Source organism: Mycobacterium sp. NPDC049093 (genome assembly GCF_040704635.1).
In the GTDB taxonomy this organism is placed as follows: domain Bacteria; phylum Actinomycetota; class Actinomycetes; order Mycobacteriales; family Mycobacteriaceae; genus Mycobacterium.
Window position 1 is genome coordinate 598,098 of the sequence record NZ_JBEZJS010000003.1, and the last position, 17,764, is coordinate 615,861.

Consider the following 17,764-nt stretch of genomic DNA (forward strand, 5'->3'; position numbering starts at 1 on the left):
ACAAGCCAGGCTTGTGACTCACACGTATCGGTTCCGGCCGGCCAGCGCGCCCGCCACCATCTGCACCAGGTAGATGACCATCACCATGGCAAACGGCGCCGTCCAGCCGGCGGTCATGTCGTGAAGCAGCCCGAACGAGAACGGACCCACACCGGCAAGAAGATAGCCGAAACCCTGCGCCATGCCGGAGAGCCGTGCGGTGTCCTCCGCGTTACGCGCGCGCAGCGCAATCACGGTGAGCGCCAACGAGAACACGCTCATCCCGATGCCCACGAAGAAGCTCCACAGCAGCGGCGCCGCGCCGGGATCGACGAGCAGCCCGATCATGCCGATCATGCCGACCACGCCGAGCCCCACGATCCAGCCACTCTGGTGCTTCTGCTTGGCCGCCAGCGGCGGCACGATCAGGCTGATCGGGACGGCCAGGATGGACACCAACCCGAGCAGCAGGCCGGCGTCGGTCTTGCTGACCCCGCTGTCGATGAACACCTCGGGCAGCCAGCCCATGACGATGTAGGCCAGGAACGACTGGCAGCCGAAGAACAACGTGATCGTCCAGGCCAACGGACTGCGCAGCAGCGAGCGACCGGCCGTCCCCGACGAGGCCGCCTCGGTGCGGGCGGTGCTGATTCCCCGCGCGCCCACCAACCAGAACAGCAGCGCGAGAATGGCCACCAGCGCCCAGGCACCCAACGCGCCCCGCCATCCGCCGAGCAGAGGCTCCAGCGGTGGGGTGACCGCTGAACCCAGCGCCCCGCCGCCCTGCAGGGCCGCGGTGTAGACACCGGTCATCAGTCCGATCTGGGCCGGAAACGAACCCTTGATCACGACCGGGATGAGCACGTTGACCAGCGCAATGCCTCCGGTGGCGACCAGCGTTCCGCCGATCACCACGTACGGTCCGTCGAGCACCCGGGCCACCAGGCCGACGCTCAGAATCACCAGGGCGACCGAGATCGCCCGGCCCAAACCGATCCGGCGGGCCAGCCACGGCGCGGTCAGACCCGCCGCGGCGAAGCACAGGCCGGGCAGAGTGGTCAGCACGCCGGCCCACACGGCCGAGGCGCCGAGCGACTCCCGCATCTCGCCGAGAACCGGCCCGATGCTGGTGATCGCCGGACGCAGGTTCAGCGCGGTCAGGACCACCGCCACGATCAGCAGGGCACCGCCCGCCGCCATCTGTGCAGGGCGTACCTCTACGGCACCGTCGAGTTCGAGCTCCAGATCGTGCTCGTAACCGTTCAGCGTTTCCTTGCGCAGAGACCTACTCACCCGGTTATGATGCCATACATCCCATGATTGGATGAAAGGACTTTCACGTGCCGCTCGCCACAACGCGACGCACAGGCCTCGTCGACCAGGTGATCGAGCAACTGCGCACCCTGGTCACCTCGGGCGAATGGCCGGTCGACAGCCGCATCCCCACCGAGCCCGAACTGGTCGAGGCCCTCGGCGTGGGACGCAACACCGTGCGCGAGGCGGTCCGAGCCCTGGCACACAACGGCATCTTCGAAGTCCGGCAGGGTGACGGCACCTATGTGCGGGCCACCAGCGAGGTATCCGCGGCCCTGCGCCGGCTGTGCGGATCTGAGCTGCGCGACGTGCTGCAGGTCCGGCGCTGCCTTGAGGTGGAAGGTGCCCGCCTGGCCGCCGTCGCGCGCACCGAAGCGGACCTTGTCGAACTACGCGCCCACCTGGCACACACGGACACCACGGACCACGCTCAGTTCACCCACTCCGACACCGAGTTCCACCTGGCCGTCGTGCGGGCGTCGCACAATCCGGTACTCGTCGAGATCTACCGCGGGCTCCTTGAGGCGATCACCGCCAGCGTCGCGACGACGAGCGCGGGCCCCGGCGGGATGTTCCCGCACGACGATCTGGTCGAGGCGATCGCCGCCGGCGATGTGGAACGTGCCGGACAGGAGGCCGCAGGTTTCCTCGATGAACTGCTGGAGAGGTCCCCGGCTCAGGATTGCTGAGCCTTCCCCACCTTCCAGGACTCCGCCCAGTCCCACAGCCCCGACAGCGCCGCCCCCAACCCGGCACCGGCGACCGTCAGTTCCCAGGCCCCGGTTTCATTCTTGACGACCAGCCCGGCCGCCACGAGTTGTTGCAGCCGCTCCGACAACATGCTCGACGAGCAATTGCCCATGTGTCGGCGCAGTTCGAGGAATCCCAACGACCCCGGTTCGAGCTCCCAGATCACCCGCAATACCCAGCGCTGGCCCAGCAGCTCCATGACGGCCAGCATCGGCGCATTCGCCGGGTCTTCACCACGGCGAACGAACTCGGGTCCACTTGCGCTTCTCATTTAGAACCATCATATTGGTTCTAAATCAGAAGCACGGAGGCAGTCATGAAAGTCGCGCTCGTCACCGGCGCATCACGTGGGATCGGCGCCGAGGTCGCGCACCAACTCGGAGCCGCCGGCGTGCACGTGATCGTCAACTACCGCGAGAAGATCAAGCGGGCCAAAGCGATCGTCGACGCCATCGAGGCGAGAGGCGGCCAGGGGTCCGTCGCGGGGGCGGATGTGTGCGATCCCGATGCGACCGCCAACCTGATCGACCACATCAGGGATACATTCGGCCGCCTGGACATGTTGATACTCAACGCTTCCGGCGGCCTGGAGCGTGGCGCCGACGCGGGCTACGCGATGCGGATCAACCGCGACGCCCAGGTACGCCTGGCCGAGGCGGCGCTGCCGCTGCTCGCCCCCGGCGGCCGCATCGTGTTCGTCACCAGCCACCAGGCCCACTTCCACGGACAACAGCCGGTTCCCGACGATTACCTGCCCATCGCCGCGAGCAAGCGTGCCGGCGAGGACGCGCTGCGTGCGATGCAGTCCCGTTTCGACGACGCCGGTGTGTCGTTCGTGGTGGTGTCCGGCGACATGATCGAGGGCACGATCATCGTGCGGCTGCTGGCCCGCCGAGACCCCGATGCCGTTTCGGCCAGACAGATTCACGGCACCTTGCCCACCATCGAGGAGTTCGCCTCGGCGATCGTCGACGCCGCGCTCGAACCGGTCACCTCGGGCGACACCGTGTATGTCGGCGGTGCCGATTACGTCGCCACCGCGCACCCCTGACTCAGAAGGGCGCGTCCTCCACCCGCCGGGTCAACGGCAGCTGCAGCAGCAACCGCGCGCCGCCCAGCGGGCTTTCCGTCAAAGCAGCTGTGCCACCGTGCAATTCGGCTTGCTGGGCGACGAGTGCCAGACCCAGACCGGATCCCGACCGCGACGCTGTCGATCCGCGGGCGAACCGCTCGAACACTTCGGCCCGCTCGACCTCAGGCACCCCGGAACCGTTGTCGTCGACGACGATCTGCACGTCGTCGGCCGAACTGACTGCGCTCAGCCGGATTTCGGTGGCGCCACCGTGCTTGACGGCGTTGGCGATGGCGTTGTCGATCACCAGACGCAGGCCCGCCGGCATGCCCAGCATCAATACCGTCGGCGAGGGCATCAGCGTGGCGCGCAGTCCCGGATACGTCCGCAGCGCGTCGTGCGCCGCGCGGTCGAGCAATTCGGTGACATCCATCGGCACGAAGTCCTCGACCGTGGTCAGCTCCCCCTGCGCCAGCCGCTCCAGGGCGGTCAGGGTGCCCTCGATGCGGCTCTGCGTGCGCATGACGTCCCCGATCACCTCCTTGCGCTGCTCGTCGGTCATGTCCAGCGTCGACAGCACTTCCAGGTTGGTACGCATCGCGGTGAGCGGGGTCCGAAGTTCGTGCGAGGCCACCGCGGCGAAATCGCGGGCCGATTCGAGCGCGGCCTTGGTGCGCTCCTGTTCGTTGCCGATGCGGGCCAGCATGCCCTCGACCGCCTCGGCGATCTGCACGGCCTCACGCACACCGCGGACCTGTACCTCGTCGGGCTTGGACTGGGCGTTGATGGCACGGGCCTGCTGAGCCAGCAGCCGGAACGGCGTGATCATCACCAGCGAGATCATCCAGCCCACCACGATGGTGCTGCCGATGACGCCACCGCAGATCAGCAGGACCCGCAGGTGCAGTTCATCGATCCGGCGCTGCGTCTCGGCCAGTGGTGCACCGAGCGCGATGGTCGCGGGGCCCGCCGTGAAGGTGCGTACGCGGTACTCGACGCCGTCGATCGTGGTGTTCGTGTAACCGTTTTCCAGCCGCGGAAGGACGATGTCGCTGGGCACCGAGACGCTGACGCCTCCGATGTGGGCGGTGCGGACGAGACCTCCGTCGTCGGGCATGGCCTTGTCCGCCGATCCCTGCTTGGTGGCGGTGAGCAGCGTGCTGACATCGCCGAGGCTGCTCAATGAATCCAGGCGCCGATCCAGCTGGCTGTACTGGTCGTTGGTCACGCCGATCCACACCCAGGTCCCGAGCGTGATGACGGTGACCACCACCGACAGCGCACCCACGATGACGATCGTGCGCAACGACAACACGCGCATCACCGGCCGCAGCACGGGGCGCAGCAGCGTCAGGACGCGATCTTCGAGATTCACCGGCGCTATCTTGCCCGATCCGGGCGAGCGGGCGCCGCCAGCACCGCACCGTCGACGCCCATCATCGTCAACTCATGGTTGACGATCAACTTTCGTCAACCTACAGTTGACGCATGAGCAAACCCGTCACCATCTCCAACCCCGTCCGCCTCGACGACCTCATCGGCGCGATCAAGAAGGCTCATACCGAACCGCTCGAGCAGTTGATCGATGCCGTGATCGCCGCCGATGCCCTCGGCGAGATCGCCGACCACCTCATCGGGCATTTCGTCGACCAGGCCCGGCGCTCGGGCGCATCGTGGACCGACATCGGCAAGGCCATGGGCGTCACCAAGCAGGCCGTCCAGAAACGCTTTGTGCCGAAGGTCCCCGATTTCGACCCGGCCGCCCTTGACCCCAACGCCGGATTCGGCCGGTTCACCCCGCGGGCCCGCAACGTCATCGTGGTCTCCCAGAACACCGCGCACGAAGCCGGCAACACCGAGATCACCCCTGATCACCTGCTGCTGGCACTGTTCGCCGAGCCCGACGGCCTGGCCGCCAAACTCCTTGTCAGCCAAGGAATCACCGCTGAGACAGCTCGCTCGAGCATCACCCTGCCGCCGCCCGCCGGGACGGTACCGGCACTGATCCCGTTCAGCGCCGCGGCCAAGAAGGCGCTGGAACTGACATTCCGTCAGGCACTTCGGCTCGGCCACAACTACATAGGGACCGAACACATCCTGCTCGCCCTCGCCGAGGCCGAAGGCGAGGACGGGCCCCTGCACCGACTCGGCGCGGACCCCGAACGGTTCGAGACCGAACTCGCCGCGGCCCTGGCGCCGTTCACCGCGGAAGGCCAGGACAGCGCCGAACAGTGAACCCGGGAATGAAAGCGTCCGCGCAACCGTAGAACCTGACGTGTTACTCAACGACGCCGCACGCGAATTCATCGGCGCAGGTGCCGATGCCACGCTGGTCACCCTGAACCCGGACGGGAGCCCACAGGTCACCCTGGTCTGGGTGGCGCTGCAGTCCACACCGGACGGCGACGAGCTGGTGACCGCGCACCTGGCCGAGCACAAGAAGGTGCGCAATGTCCGACGCGACCCCCGCGTGGCCCTGACGATCGTCGATCCCGGACGGGTGGGCGAAGCGATGCGCCCCTACCTGGCGATCACCGGTACGGCCCGCATCGTCGAGGGCGGGGCACCGGAACTCCTCAAGGAGCTGGCGCAGACCCTGGCCGCCCCCGATGTTCCGTTTCCGCCCAAGGACGCACCGCCCGGTTGGCTCACCCGCATCCGGATCGACAAGGTTGGCGGCGTCGGCCCCTGGGTGTCCTGACCCATCCGGCTGTAACACGTTTCAATTTGTGCGATCATGCCTGGCATGCCTCGCTGGTTTGCGCTCATGTTCACGGCTGTGGTCGCCGCCGTCGCCGCCCTGGTGGCCCCGCCGACGGCCTCGGCCGAAAGCGCCCCGATCGGCAACATCGGCCAGACGCTGCGGGTCGAGACCGACAACGGCGTCGTCGCCGACGTCACGGTGCACGACGTGCTCGCCAGCGACGTACCGCCCGGTTGGGGCTGGAACGGCTCGCCGCGCTGGCGCGCCCAGGGCGGCCCGTGGCGGGCCCCGATCACCGTGACCACCATCGCTGCACCCAACCCTTACGCGATGGCGCTGGCGTTCACGTTCAACGGCGTCACCCCTTACGCCGACGCTTACGCCCCCAAACACACCGATGCGCCCAACCGGCTCGAGGCAGCGCTGCGCAATGCGCCTCCGGGAGCCACCGTCAACGGCGACGTCTACTGGGACGTCTACCGCGCACTGGTCACCAATGTGGTGTTGACCGACACCAAGACGGGCAAGCACCTGGCGCAGTGGAACCTGTGGCAGCCGGGCGCGCCCCTGCCTTGATGATCGCCCGTGCCACGGCGGCGGACCTTCCCGAACTCGCCGCGGTGGCAGCCGCCACCTTTCCGCTGGCCTGTCCCCCGTCGGTGACGCCGGACAACGTTGCCGCCTTCATCGCCGAGAACCTCTCCGAGGCCCGCTTCGGCCAGTACCTCAACGATCCGGACCGGATCGTTCTGGTGGCGCGTGACGGCTCGATCACGGGCTACGCCATGCTGATTCACGGCGTGCCCGACGACGCCGACGTGCAGCGGGCAGTGACGCATCGACCCGCGCTCGAACTGTCCAAGATCTATGTGCTGCCCGATCGCCACGGCCGCGGTGCCGCGCAGGCCCTGATGACCGAGACGCTGCGGACCGCGACCGATTCCGGCGTCGCCTGCGTGTGGCTCGGGGTCAACCAGGAAAACCAACGCGCCCAGCGCTTCTACGCCAAGAACGGTTTCACCGTCAGCGGCACCAAGACGTTCCGGCTCGGGACGGGTGTCGAGAACGACTACGTGATGGTCCGGCCCGTCTAGGCCGTTCTCTGCGCGGCAGCCGTCAACGCCAGCAGACGCGAGGTGGCCCGCAGGTACTTCTTCCGGAAGCCTCCGGCGACCATCTCGGGGCTGAAAATGGTGTCCAGCTTGGTCCCCGACGCCAGCACCGGGACACCCGCGTCGTAGAGCCGGTCGGTCAGCGCGACCAGTCGCAGCGCGACGCTCTGGTCCTCGATCGGGTGCACCCCGGTGATGAACACCTCGGTCACATCCTCGATCAGAGCGTGATAGCGCGACGGATGCATGGTCGCCAGGTGCGCACACAGCACGTCGAAGTCGTCGAGGGTCGCGCCGACGACGCCCTCGGCCCGCTGCGCCACCTCGTCATCGGACAACGGCTCGGGCGCCGGTGGCAGATCGCGATGCCGGTAGTCGGGCCCCTCGATCCGGACGGTCGTGAATATCTGGGCCAGCGTGTTGATCTCGCGCAGGAAGTCCTGGGCGGCAAACCGGCCCTCGCCCAACTGCTCGGGCAGCGTGTTGGAGGTGGCCGCGATCGAGACGCCGCGCTCCACCAACGCCGAGAGCAACCGCGAGATCAGTGTCGTATTGCCCGGGTCGTCGAGCTCGAACTCGTCGATGCACACCACCGAATACTCGGAGAGCAGGTCGATGCACTCGTTGTAGCCGAACACGCCGGCCAGCTGAGTCAGCTCGCCGAACGTGGCGAACGCGGTCGGGGCGTCCCCCTGGGACAGCGTGTAATACGTCGAGGCCAGCAGGTGGGTCTTGCCGACGCCGAACCCGCCGTCCAGGTACAGCCCGACCCCGGGCAGGACCTCGCGCTTGCCGAACAGCTTCTTCTTGCCCGCCCGGCGAATCGCAGCCTGTTCGCAGAATTTGCGGCAGGATTCGACCGCGGCGGCCTGGGACGGTTCGGCCGGGTCCGGCCGGTAGCTGTCGTAGCTGACGTCGGCGAACGTCGGCGGCGGAATCAACTGTGCGACCAACCGCTCCGGAGTGACGGTGGGATGACGATCGGCGAGATGAGCGACGCCGCTGGACCCGTGCATTCAGGCAGCGTAACGACGTGCTCCAATTCAGTTCATGTCCGATGACACCGCCGGGACAGACCTGACCGTGCTGGGAAACGTCGACAAGATCGCCGACGGTCAGCTGGCTCAGTACTACGCCTACCCCGATGACCTGCAGCGATGTTGGGTCCGGGGCAACATGATCAGCAGTCTGGACGGCGGCGCCACCGAGGACGGCAAGTCCGGCGGGCTGGGCGGTCCGGGCGACCGGGCTGTGTTCAATCTCATGCGCCAGAGCGCCGACGTCATCCTGATGGGCGCGGCGACGGTGCGGATCGAGAACTACTCCGGTGTACAGCTGTCAGCCGCCCAACGGCAGGAACGCCAGCGGCGCGGACAGGCCGAGGTGCTGCCGATCGCCGTCGTCACCGCGTCGGCCGCCCTCGACCACGAAGCCAAATTCTTCACGCGCACCGAGGTCCCACCGTTGATCCTCACCGCCACCCAGACCGTGGCCGACGCGCGTCGGCGGCTGGGCGGGGTCGCCGAGGTGCTCGGCGCCTCCGGCGCGGACCCGACGCGCGTCGAACCAGCCGTTGCGCTGCGAATCCTCGCCGAACGCAAGCTCTTCCGGGTGCTGACCGAGGGCGGCCCGTCGCTGCTGAGCCTGCTGATCGAAAACGAGCTACTCGACGAGTTGTGCCTGACCGTGGCACCGGTCCTCGTCGGCGGCGTGGCTCGACGCATCGCCACGGGTCCGGGCCATGCGCACACCCGGATGCGGCCTGCTCACCTGCTCACCGACGACGAGGGCTACCTGTACACCCGCTACGTCCGCGGCTAGTACAAACCGTGTCGCTACTGTGGTCAGCATGCGTCATCAGCTGGTGAAAGCCCTGCGGAGGTCGGCGGTCGCCGCACCTGTCCTGTCACTACTGCTCACCGCATGCTCACCCCTGCTGGCCGCAGATCCGCGCTATGCCACCAACTCCGGCGCCCACCCGCAGGGGCAGCCGGAAACCACCTCGGCCGCCCCAGCCGGCCCGCCCGGCATCGAAGCGCCCAAGAACGACCTGTCCTGGCGGGACTGCACGCCGCGCGTGTTCAACGGTGCCGGCATCCAGCCGCTGCCCGACATCACGCTGGACTGCGCGACCTACGACGCCGATCTCGACTCGATCAACGGGGCCACCGGCACGCTCAGCATCGGCGTGGTGCGGGCCCGGTCCACGCAGACCCCGGCCGATGCCGGCCCGCTGGTGATGACCACCGGATCCGACATTCCCTCCTCGGTGCAGCTGCCGACGTGGCTGGCGCACTCGGGAACCGACGTTCTCAAATCTCATCCCGTCGTCGCAGTGGACCGGCGCGGCATCGGGATGTCCGGCGCACTGGACTGCCGCGACGTCTACGACCGTCAGGAAATGCTGGACCAGACGCAGTTTCAGGCCGGCGATGATCCGGTGGCCAACCTGGGCGCGGTCACCATGACCGCCACGACCAGTTGCACCGACACCATCGCCCCGGGCGACTCGGCCTACGACAACGCCCACGCCGCCGAAGATCTGGAACGGCTGCGCAGCACCTGGGATGTGCCCGCCCTGGCCCTGATGGGCGTCGGCAACGGCGCCCAGGTGGCACTGGCCTACGCCGGCTCACACCCCAACAAGGTGTCCCGGCTGATCCTGGACTCCCCGCTGCCGCTGGCCGTCGGCGCCGAGGCCGCGGCCGAGCAACGCGTCAAGGGACAGCAGGCCGCACTGGACGCCTTCGCCGCGCAGTGCGTGGCCACCAACTGCCCGCTGGCGCCGGATCCGAAGGGCGCCGTCGACGCTCTGCTGGCCGACGCCCGGGCCGGTCGCGGCCCCGGCGGGGCCTCGGTGGCCACCCTGGCCGACGCGATCACCACCGGCATGGGCTTCCCCCAGGGCGACCGCGTGGCCGCCACCAACAACCTGGCGAACGCCCTGGCCGCGGCTCGCGCCGGTGACGCCGGCCCGATCTCGGGCCTCATCACCCAGGCGGACAACCTGCGCCAATCCGACGGCCAGTTCGTCAACTCCTGCAGCGACGCCCTCAACCGGCCCACCCCGGACCGGGTCCGCGAACTGGTGGTCGCCTGGGGCAAGCTCTACCCGCAGTTCGGCGCCGTCGGCGCGCTGAATCTCGTCAAATGCCTCAACTGGCCCAGCGGCACGGCACCGAAAGACCCGCAGGACCTCAAGATTCCGGTGCTGCTGCTCGGCGTGCGCAACGACCCGATCGTCGGCAGCGAGGGTGTCGCCGCCGTCGCCGCGACCATCATCAACGCCGGCGCCAACAACCGGCGGGTGATGTGGCAGGGCATCGGCCACGGCGCCAGCATCTACACGCCGTGCGCGCTCCCGCCGCTCACCGGTTACCTCGACAGCGGCAAACTGCCCGAGACCGACACGTACTGTCCTGCCTGACGCGGGGCACGATCGGCGTCGGTGTACGGTTCGCTGGTGGCCGAAGCAGAACCCCCGACCAATTCAGTCCGAGTCGGTCTTCTGAACTCCTTCCGTCCCCGCACCTCCGCGCCGAGCACCGCTTCGGTGCTGCGCTCGGTGTTGTGGCCGATCGCGATCCTGTCGATCATCCATCGCAGCTACGTGCTGGCGACCAACGGTTACATCACCGACGACTTCGGGCCCGTGTATCGCGCGGTCTCGAATTTCCGCCGGCACTGGGCCATCTACAACGAGCATTTCAACTTCGTCGATCCGCACTACCTGTACCCGCCGGGCGGCACCCTGCTGCTGTCTCCGTTCGGGTTCCTGCCCGAGTTCGCGTCGCGCTTCTGGTTTGTCGCGTTCAACGCGGTGGCCGTGATCATCGCGGCCTGCTTTCTGGTACGGCTGTTCAAGTTCTCCCTGACCTCGGTGGCGCTGCCGGCGCTGCTGTTGGCCATGTTCTGCACCGAATCGGTCACCAACACACTGGTTTTCACCAACATCAACGGCTGCGTGCTGCTCGGTGAGGTGCTGTTCTTCTGGTTCCTGCTCAAGGGCGGCACCCGCAACGTCCTGATCGCCGGCGCGGCCATCGGTCTGACGCTGGTGGTGAAACCGCTGCTGGTGGTGCTCCTGCTGCTGCCGCTGCTGAACCGGCAGTGGCGCGCGCTGATCACGGCCGTCGGTGTGCCACTGGTGTTCAACGCGGTGGCCTGGCCGCTGTCGGCCGACCCGATGGGCTTCATACGCAATACCGCGCCCTACATCCTGGAGACCCGCGACTACTTCAACTCCTCGATCCTGGGCAACGGCATCTACTACGGGCTGCCGATGTGGTTGATCATCGCGCTGCGCCTGGCCGCCGTGGTGCTGGCAGTGGTCAGCCTCTGGCTGCTGTACCGCTACTACCGTGAGCGCGATCAGCTGTTCTGGATGCTGACCTCCTCGGGTGTCCTGCTGGTCAGCTCGTGGCTGGTGCTCGGACTGGCCCAGGGCTACTACTCGATGATGCTGTTCCCGTTCCTGATGACGGTGGTGCTGCCGAACTCGGTGATCCGCAACTGGCCGGCGTGGCTGGCCGTCTACGGATTCATGACCATGGACCGCTGGCTGTTGTGGCGTTGGCCCACCACCGGCCGCTTCCTGGAGTACATGAAGATCACCTACGGCTGGTCACTGATGCTGATCGTGGTGTTCTGCGTGCTGTACTTCCGCTACCTGGACGCCAAGCAGGACGGCAGGCTCGACGAGGGTATCGACCCGCCGTGGCTGAGCCGCCCCAAGGAAGCCGAATCAGTCTGAGGTGAACTGCATGACCTGGCCCGCCAACCGGGTACGGGTCTGCATCGCCAGGCCGTGGCGCGCACACACCTCGTCCAGTTCATCGGGATTCACCAGCCGGAACGGTGACCGGTCGAGCCGGTGGATCGCGGTCGCCATCGGGGTGCGGGTCAGGTCATAGCCGGTGAACACCCCGCCGGGTCGCAGCACCCGGGCGATCTCGGCGACCGCTTTCTCCCAGTCCACGATGTGGTGCAGCATCAGGCAGCTGAGCACCGAATCGAACGAGTCGTCGCCGAACGGCAGGTCTGTGGCATCGGCCCCGCGCACGGTCACATTGTCGAATGCCCCCAGCCGGCGGGCCGCGGTGCGCACCATGGCCGGGTCGAAGTCGGTGGCGGTGATTGCCAGCTCTGGGTTCGACTGGCGTAGCCGGGCCGCGACATCACCACTGCCCGAACCGATTTCGAGCACATCATTCCCGAGTCGATCGACCGGGATGCTGCCGAGCACGGCCTGCCCGGTTCCTCCGCGCCAAAGCGCCGTCTTGCAGAATGCGCGCTCGATCCGTGACATTGCCGGCATGAGAGCTCCCGTCCTCGATGTGCTGATACTCCACCCTGACCGGTTGTCGCCGCCATCGCTTGTACCGATCGGTCGTATGAGAGATTGAGGTGATGAGCGAAGACCGCGCCGCCTGGTCAGGTGCACTGGCGGTCGTTGCGGGTGCCCTGTGCTACACCGGCAAGCTGTCCGACGCCCGCCGACATCGCCACGCGGCCGCCCAGGTGGTGCGGTCCTGGGCAGGTCCGTTCGAGCTGGCCGATGCGCACGGACGCCGAGAGGTGACCTCCGCCGCGGTCATCCCGCCGGGGCGGGACCATTCGATCCGGATCCTCACGCCCACATCGGGGGTACTGGTCTTCCTCGACCCGAGCGCTTTCAGCCGTACCAGCCCCGACAATGACGATGTGGCCGAATGGGTGTCGACCGGTCGCGAACTTCCCTGTTGGACAAGTCCGTTGCCACCGGAACAGCTGCTCGACGACCTGATGGCCGCTCCGCCCACCGGCTACGCCCGGCCGACGGCAGAGAGCTGGCACGCGAGCGTGCTCGCCGCGGTCGAGTTGGTCCCGCGCCTGCTTCCGGACCCGGTCCGGCTCACCGACGTCGCACAACAGGTCGCACTGTCACCGAGCCGGCTCGGTCGGCTGTTCAACGAGCAGGTGGGACAGTCGTTTCCGACGTACGTTCGCTGGGCGCGCCTACGCTGCGCCGTGGAAGCCCTGCGCGACGGGGCATCGCTCACCGACGCCGCCCATGCCGCCGGGTTCACCGACAGCGCACACGCCAATCGGGTCTGTCACGAGATGTTCGGAATGGCACCGAGCCAGGCCAGCCGAGAACTGGTGTGGGCATAGCGCACACTGACGCGGAGCACGTAGCGTGGAAACATGACGACCGACGGTCCCAAGCTGCAACTGACCGATGACGAGTGGCGCGAGAAGCTGACCACGGAGGAGTTCGCCGTGCTGCGCCGGGCGGGCACCGAGCGCCCGTTCGTCGGTGAGTACACCGACACCAAGACCGAGGGTGTCTACGAGTGCCGGGCCTGCGGCGCCGAGTTGTTCCGCAGCTCCGAGAAGTTCGAATCGCATTGCGGCTGGCCGTCGTTCTTCGATCCGGCCGATTCCGCCGCGGTGATCCTGCGGTCGGACACGTCGCTGGGCATGCGGCGGGTCGAGGTGCTCTGCGCCAATTGCCACAGCCACCTGGGCCACGTTTTCGAGGGCGAGGGCTACCCCACCCCGACCGATCAGCGGTACTGCATCAACTCCATCTCGCTGAAGCTGGTGCCCAAGACGGAGTGAGGTTGGGCCTCAATCGACCCGGGTGGCGTGCACCTCCCAGAACGGCATGTGCACCCGTCCGTCGACCAGCCAGGGTTCGATGACCCGCAGCCGCTCCAGCAGCGGGGTCATCTGGTCGGCCATGTCAGGGTTGCGGGCCGCCATCATCTCGAAGACCTCGACGCTGACATTGCCCTGGTAGGTGGTCGTGCCGAGATAGGTGATCTCCCAGCCGGCGTCGGGAAGCACCCCACGGAAATCGTCGGCCGTCATCGAACGCGGCATCTTGAAGCCGTTGACGGTGTGGTCACCGAATTCGTACATGTAGAGCCGCGCACCGGGTTTCGTGGCCCGGTGCAGGGCCCGCGCGTACGAGTTCTGCAACTCGGGCTCGTCGGTGAAGACGTGATAGAAGGCGGTGTCGACGACGGTGTCGAACTTGCCTTCCAGCCCCTCCAGCTTGGTCGCGTCGGCCACCCGGAAGTCCACCGTCACGCCGGCCTTCTGCGCGTTCTGTCTCGCCCGTTCGATCGCGGCCGGTGAGGCGTCGATGCCCGTGGCCGACAAGCCTTTTGACGCGTAGTGGATGGCATGGTGACCAGGTCCGGTGCCGGGATCGAGCACCTCACCCTTGACGGCGCCCAGCGCGACGAGCTGCTGCACGACCGGCTGCGGCCCGCCGATGTCCCACGGTGTCGCGGCGGGCAGTCCATGCGCCGTCCGCTCGTCGCGGTACATCTCTTCGAAGCGATCGGATTCTTGCGGAGCAGTCATGTCCGCGAGGGTAGACCCGCTGACTGAAAGCCCAGGTCAGTCCACCTGCGGTCGTCACCCCCACCGTCACACCCACTGTCACGCTGGAGTGGCGCTCGACGGGCAGGGTCACTCTGGCGTGACAACGGGCCACGAACCCAACCCTCATTGTCACGCTGGAGTGGGCGTCGGGCTCGACAGCCACTCCAGCGTGACAACGACAGAAATCGCCGAATGCTACGGCAGCTTGGCGACCAGGTCCTCGACGCTGACCCGCGGGCCGGTGAAGAACGGCGTCTCCTCGCGGGTGTGGCGGCGGGCATCGGTGGCCCGCAGATCGCGCATTAGGTCGACGATGCGATGCAGCTCGGGCGCCTCGAAGGCGAGGATCCACTCGTAGTCGCCGAGCGCGAACGCCGGCACCGTGTTGGCCCGCACGTCCTTGTATCCGCGGGCGGCCATGCCGTGCTCGGACAGCATGCGCCGCCGCTCCTCGTCGGGCAGCAGGTACCACTCATAGGACCGGACGAACGGGTACACGCAGATGTAGTTGCCCGGGTCCTCGCCGGCGATGAACGCCGGGACGTGGCTCTTGTTGAACTCGGCCGGCCGGTGCAGCGCCACGCTGCTCCACACCGGGTCACTGATGCGGCCCAGTGCCGTGGTGCGGCGGAAGTCCGAATAGGTCGCCTGCAGCGCCTCGATGGTCTCGGCGTGGGTCCAGACCATGAAGTCGGCGTCGGCCCGCAGGCCGGCCACGTCATACAGGCCGCGCACGACGACTCCGCGCTCTTCCTGGGTCTTGAAGAACGCCGCCGCCTCGTCGGTCACCTGGGTGCGTTCTTCACCCAATTCCCCGGGGCTCACCGCGAACACCGAGAACATCAGGTAGCGGAGGGTGGAGTTCAGTTCGTCGTAGTCGAGCTTGGCCATGCGCCTATCGTGCCACGCCGCCGCGCACCAGTTCCCCGGCCGCCCGGGTGGCGGTGCCCACACATGCGGGCACCCCGATCCCGTCGAGATAAGCGCCGGCCACCCCCAGGGTCGGCGGCAGCCCGGCGCGCAGTTCGGCGACCAGCTCGCCGTGGCCCGGACCGTACTGCGGCATCGCGTCGATCCAGCGGTGGACATGGCTGTCCACGGGATCCACCGTGACACCGAACAGCGTGTTCAGATCGCGTGCCGACCAGGCCAGCAGGTCGTCATCGCCGGTGTTGGCAGCCATGTCATCGCCGTACCGGCCGAAGGACAACCGCACCATCTCGACATTCCCGCGCCGGCCCCACTTGCGGGAGGACATGGTGATCGCCTTGGCGTTGAGGCGCTCCCCCGCGGTCACGAGCACGCCCGATTGCTGCGGCAACGGTGTCCCGCCCGGCAGCGCCAGGGCCACCACCGCTGCCGATGCCACCCGGATGCGCCGGGCCGCGGCCGCCGTCTGCGGTGCGATGTGCTCGATCAGCGACGGCAGGTGCGGCGCCGGCACCGCCAGCAGCACCCCGTCCGCGTACCAGCCGGCCCCCTCGTCGTCGAGCACCGACCAGCCGCGTCCGTGCCGGTCCACCCGCACCGCGGTGACCTGGGCCCACCGCGCGTCGGCCCGGCGGCGCAGCTCCTCGAGCAGCACGGTGTAGCCGCCGTCGACGGCGCCGAACACCGGTGCGTTCGACGGCGGCGGCAGTGCCTCGCGCACCGCGTCGGTGAGGCTGCGGGCCCCGCGGTCCAGCGCGGCGGCCACCGACGGCACCGCCGAACGCACTCCGATCGTCATCGACGATCCGGCGTACACGCCGGTGAGCAGGGGGTCGACGGACCGCGTCACCACCTGCGGGCCGAACCGGTCACCGACCAGCTCGGCGACCGACGGATCGGCGCCCGGAGTCCACTTCAGTGGCCGCGCGCGCTCGTCGAGGATGCGGGCCACGGTCTGGTCGTCGACGAGACCGAGCAGCGACGACGCCTGCGCCGGAATGCCCTGCACGGTGCCTTGCGGCAACTGATGCATCCGCGCACCGCTGTAGATCAGCGGGCGGGTGCCGGTGGGGCTGAGCCGTCGGCCGGCCAGTCCCAGCTCGTCGAGCAGGTCGAGCATCTCGGGCCTGCGCACGATGAACGCCTCGGCGCCGACATCGAACGGCTGCCCGCCGACCCGTTCGGTGCGCAGCACGCCGCCCAGCCGGTCCGCCGGATCGAGCAGCGTGATCTGCGCCCGGGGTCCGGCTGCCAGCCTCAACCGATAGGCGGCGACGAGTCCTGAAATACCGCCGCCGACAATGCAATAGGACGCACTCACAGGGAGTGCACCAGGGTCACCGCCTCGGTGATGATGCCGGGATCGGTCGCCGGCAGCACACCGTGGCCCAGGTTGAAGACGTGCCCGGCCGCCCCGGCGGCCACTGCTGCCCGCCCGTCGGCGACCACACGGCGCACCGCCTCCTCGGCCACCGGCCAACCCGCCAGCAGCACCACCGGATCCAGGTTGCCCTGCAGTGCGCGGCCGGGCTCGACCCGGGCCGCGGCGTCGACCAGAGCGGTACGCCAGTCCACCCCGACCATGGTGGCCGGCGCGGACCCCAGCGCCTCCGACATGGCGCCCAGCAGTTCTGCGGTGCCGACCCCGAAATGCGTCATCGGCACGCCGGCCCCGGCCATGGCGGCGAACACCCGCGTGGTGTGCGGCAGCACGTAGGCGCGGTAATCGGCCAGCGACAGCGTCCCGGCCCAGGAGTCGAACACCTGCAACGCATCAACCCCGGCGTCGACCTGGGCCTGTAGGAAGGCGATGGTCAAATCGGTCAGCGAGGCCATCAGGGCGTGCCAGGTGGCCGGCTCGCCCAGCATCATCGCCTTGGTGCGCTCGTGGTGTCGGCTCGGACCGCCCTCGACCAGGTAGGAGGCCAGCGTGAACGGGGCGCCCGCGAAGCCGATCAGCGGCACGTCGCCCAGTTCGCGCACCAGCATCGAGACCGCCTCGGTGACCGGCGAGACCTGTGCCGCATCAAGCGGTTTCATGGCCTCGACATCCGCCCGCGTCCGGATCGGCTGTTCGATCACCGGACCCACGTCGGGCACGATGTCCAGGCCGATCCCGGCGGCTTTCAGCGGCACCACGATGTCGGAGAACAGGATCGCGGCGTCCACCCCGTGCCTGCGCACCGGTTGCAGGGTGATCTCGCAGACCAGTTCCGGGTCGAAGCAGGCGTCCAACATGCGGTGCTGGGCGCGCAGCGCACGATATTCCGGCAACGACCGGCCGGCCTGGCGCATGAACCACACCGGCACACGGTGCGGAGTGCGGCCACTGGCGGCGGCAAGGTAGGGGGATTCGGGCAGCTCCCGGCGGGTACTCATCGGCTCCTATGGTGCCACGACCCGTCTGACGCGGGCCGTTGCCGGTTCGTGACTGCCTCACTCCGGCGCGCCTGCGTACCGTCCTTGCCTTATCAGCTAGCGTCAAAAGCCGTGACCTCTGCCGAACCGGCCCAGTTCCGGACGGCG

The 17,764-nt window shown here is 68.1% G+C and carries 20 protein-coding genes; 11 read left to right on the plus strand and 9 right to left on the minus strand.

Translation table 11 applies throughout. The features are described from left to right. Nucleotides 1-18: 18 nt before the first annotated feature. Nucleotides 19-1,179: a CynX/NimT family MFS transporter gene (locus AB0876_RS13300; protein ID WP_526042347.1), complete on the minus strand. Its 1,161-nt coding sequence runs from the start codon at nt 1,177-1,179 to the stop codon at nt 19-21. Nucleotides 1,180-1,319: 140 nt separating this feature from the next. On the opposite strand from AB0876_RS13300, the gene AB0876_RS13305 reads away from it, so the two are divergent. After that, nucleotides 1,320-1,982 (plus strand): FadR/GntR family transcriptional regulator, encoded by a 663-nt coding sequence (locus AB0876_RS13305; RefSeq protein WP_526042179.1) that lies wholly within the window; start codon nt 1,320-1,322, stop codon nt 1,980-1,982. On the opposite strand, the gene AB0876_RS13310 is transcribed toward AB0876_RS13305, so the two are convergent. Further along, nucleotides 1,970-2,314, minus strand: a complete 345-nt coding sequence (locus AB0876_RS13310; protein WP_526042180.1) for a winged helix-turn-helix transcriptional regulator — start codon at nt 2,312-2,314, stop codon at nt 1,970-1,972. The two genes, AB0876_RS13305 and AB0876_RS13310, sit on opposite strands and share 13 nt — an antisense overlap. Nucleotides 2,315-2,359: 45 nt before the next feature. On the opposite strand from AB0876_RS13310, the gene AB0876_RS13315 reads away from it, so the two are divergent. Beyond that, nucleotides 2,360-3,094: an SDR family oxidoreductase gene (locus AB0876_RS13315; RefSeq protein ID WP_491838887.1), complete on the plus strand. Its 735-nt coding sequence runs from the start codon at nt 2,360-2,362 to the stop codon at nt 3,092-3,094. Nucleotide 3,095: 1 nt separating this feature from the next. Here AB0876_RS13315 and AB0876_RS13320 read toward each other — a convergent pair whose 3' ends face one another. Next, nucleotides 3,096-4,436 (minus strand): sensor histidine kinase, encoded by a 1,341-nt coding sequence (locus AB0876_RS13320; RefSeq protein WP_064879281.1) that lies wholly within the window; start codon nt 4,434-4,436, stop codon nt 3,096-3,098. 167 nt (nt 4,437-4,603) lie between these two features. Here AB0876_RS13320 and AB0876_RS13325 point away from each other — a divergent pair, with 167 nt between their 5' ends. Genes AB0876_RS13325 through AB0876_RS13340 form a run of 4 tightly spaced genes read left to right on the plus strand, consistent with a single transcriptional unit; the run spans nt 4,604 to nt 6,913 of the window. Beyond that, nucleotides 4,604-5,350: a Clp protease N-terminal domain-containing protein gene (locus AB0876_RS13325; RefSeq protein ID WP_491838886.1), complete on the plus strand. Its 747-nt coding sequence runs from the start codon at nt 4,604-4,606 to the stop codon at nt 5,348-5,350. 40 nt (nt 5,351-5,390) lie between these two features. After that, nucleotides 5,391-5,816, plus strand: coding sequence for a PPOX class F420-dependent oxidoreductase (locus tag AB0876_RS13330; RefSeq protein WP_135361876.1), 426 nt, complete (start codon nt 5,391-5,393; stop codon nt 5,814-5,816). Between the two features lie 45 nt (nt 5,817-5,861). Beyond that, nucleotides 5,862-6,395 carry a hypothetical protein gene (locus AB0876_RS13335; protein WP_491838885.1) on the plus strand — a complete coding sequence of 178 codons (534 nt, stop codon included), beginning with the start codon at nt 5,862-5,864 and terminating at the stop codon, nt 6,393-6,395. After that, entirely contained in the window at nt 6,395-6,913 is a 519-nt protein-coding gene (locus AB0876_RS13340) for a GNAT family N-acetyltransferase (RefSeq protein WP_526042181.1), read from the plus strand. Before AB0876_RS13335 ends, AB0876_RS13340 begins: the two co-directional genes overlap by 1 nt. Here the strand turns inward: AB0876_RS13340 and zapE are convergent. After that, entirely contained in the window at nt 6,910-7,947 is a 1,038-nt protein-coding gene (zapE, locus tag AB0876_RS13345) for a cell division protein ZapE (RefSeq protein WP_491838884.1), read from the minus strand. The two genes, AB0876_RS13340 and zapE, sit on opposite strands and share 4 nt — an antisense overlap. A gap of 34 nt (nt 7,948-7,981) precedes the next feature. On the opposite strand from zapE, the gene AB0876_RS13350 reads away from it, so the two are divergent. Genes AB0876_RS13350 through aftC form a run of 3 tightly spaced genes read left to right on the plus strand, consistent with a single transcriptional unit; the run spans nt 7,982 to nt 11,684 of the window. After that, nucleotides 7,982-8,752: a pyrimidine reductase family protein gene (locus AB0876_RS13350; protein ID WP_526042182.1), complete on the plus strand. Its 771-nt coding sequence runs from the start codon at nt 7,982-7,984 to the stop codon at nt 8,750-8,752. Between the two features lie 28 nt (nt 8,753-8,780). Then, nucleotides 8,781-10,358: an alpha/beta hydrolase gene (locus tag AB0876_RS13355; protein WP_491838882.1), complete on the plus strand. Its 1,578-nt coding sequence runs from the start codon at nt 8,781-8,783 to the stop codon at nt 10,356-10,358. A gap of 33 nt (nt 10,359-10,391) precedes the next feature. Beyond that, on the plus strand, nt 10,392-11,684 hold the full coding sequence (gene aftC / locus AB0876_RS13360) for an arabinofuranan 3-O-arabinosyltransferase (protein ID WP_491839346.1): 1,293 nt from the start codon (nt 10,392-10,394) through the stop codon (nt 11,682-11,684). Here the strand turns inward: aftC and AB0876_RS13365 are convergent. After that, entirely contained in the window at nt 11,676-12,248 is a 573-nt protein-coding gene (locus tag AB0876_RS13365) for a class I SAM-dependent methyltransferase (RefSeq protein ID WP_526042183.1), read from the minus strand. The two genes, aftC and AB0876_RS13365, sit on opposite strands and share 9 nt — an antisense overlap. Nucleotides 12,249-12,340: 92 nt before the next feature. On the opposite strand from AB0876_RS13365, the gene AB0876_RS13370 reads away from it, so the two are divergent. After that, entirely contained in the window at nt 12,341-13,084 is a 744-nt protein-coding gene (locus AB0876_RS13370) for a helix-turn-helix transcriptional regulator (RefSeq protein WP_491838880.1), read from the plus strand. 33 nt (nt 13,085-13,117) lie between these two features. Beyond that, a complete protein-coding gene (gene msrB / locus AB0876_RS13375) occupies nt 13,118-13,534 on the plus strand; it encodes a peptide-methionine (R)-S-oxide reductase MsrB (RefSeq protein WP_491838879.1) in 417 nt (138 codons plus the stop codon). Between the two features lie 9 nt (nt 13,535-13,543). On the opposite strand, the gene AB0876_RS13380 is transcribed toward msrB, so the two are convergent. The 4 genes from AB0876_RS13380 to hemE form a co-directional block, all read right to left on the minus strand. Then, on the minus strand, nt 13,544-14,287 hold the full coding sequence (locus AB0876_RS13380; protein WP_491838878.1) for a class I SAM-dependent methyltransferase: 744 nt from the start codon (nt 14,285-14,287) through the stop codon (nt 13,544-13,546). 216 nt (nt 14,288-14,503) lie between these two features. Then, nucleotides 14,504-15,199 carry a hydrogen peroxide-dependent heme synthase gene (hemQ, locus tag AB0876_RS13385; RefSeq protein ID WP_526042184.1) on the minus strand — a complete coding sequence of 232 codons (696 nt, stop codon included), beginning with the start codon at nt 15,197-15,199 and terminating at the stop codon, nt 14,504-14,506. A 4-nt stretch (nt 15,200-15,203) separates the two neighbouring features. After that, nucleotides 15,204-16,559: a protoporphyrinogen oxidase gene (locus AB0876_RS13390; RefSeq protein ID WP_526042185.1), complete on the minus strand. Its 1,356-nt coding sequence runs from the start codon at nt 16,557-16,559 to the stop codon at nt 15,204-15,206. Continuing rightward, the gene (gene hemE / locus AB0876_RS13395) at nt 16,556-17,617 is read right to left on the minus strand and encodes a uroporphyrinogen decarboxylase (protein ID WP_491838876.1); all 1,062 of its coding nucleotides are present in this window, start codon (nt 17,615-17,617) and stop codon (nt 16,556-16,558) included. The genes AB0876_RS13390 and hemE overlap by 4 nt, the downstream gene beginning before the upstream one ends. Between the last annotated feature and the right edge of the window lie 147 nt (nt 17,618-17,764).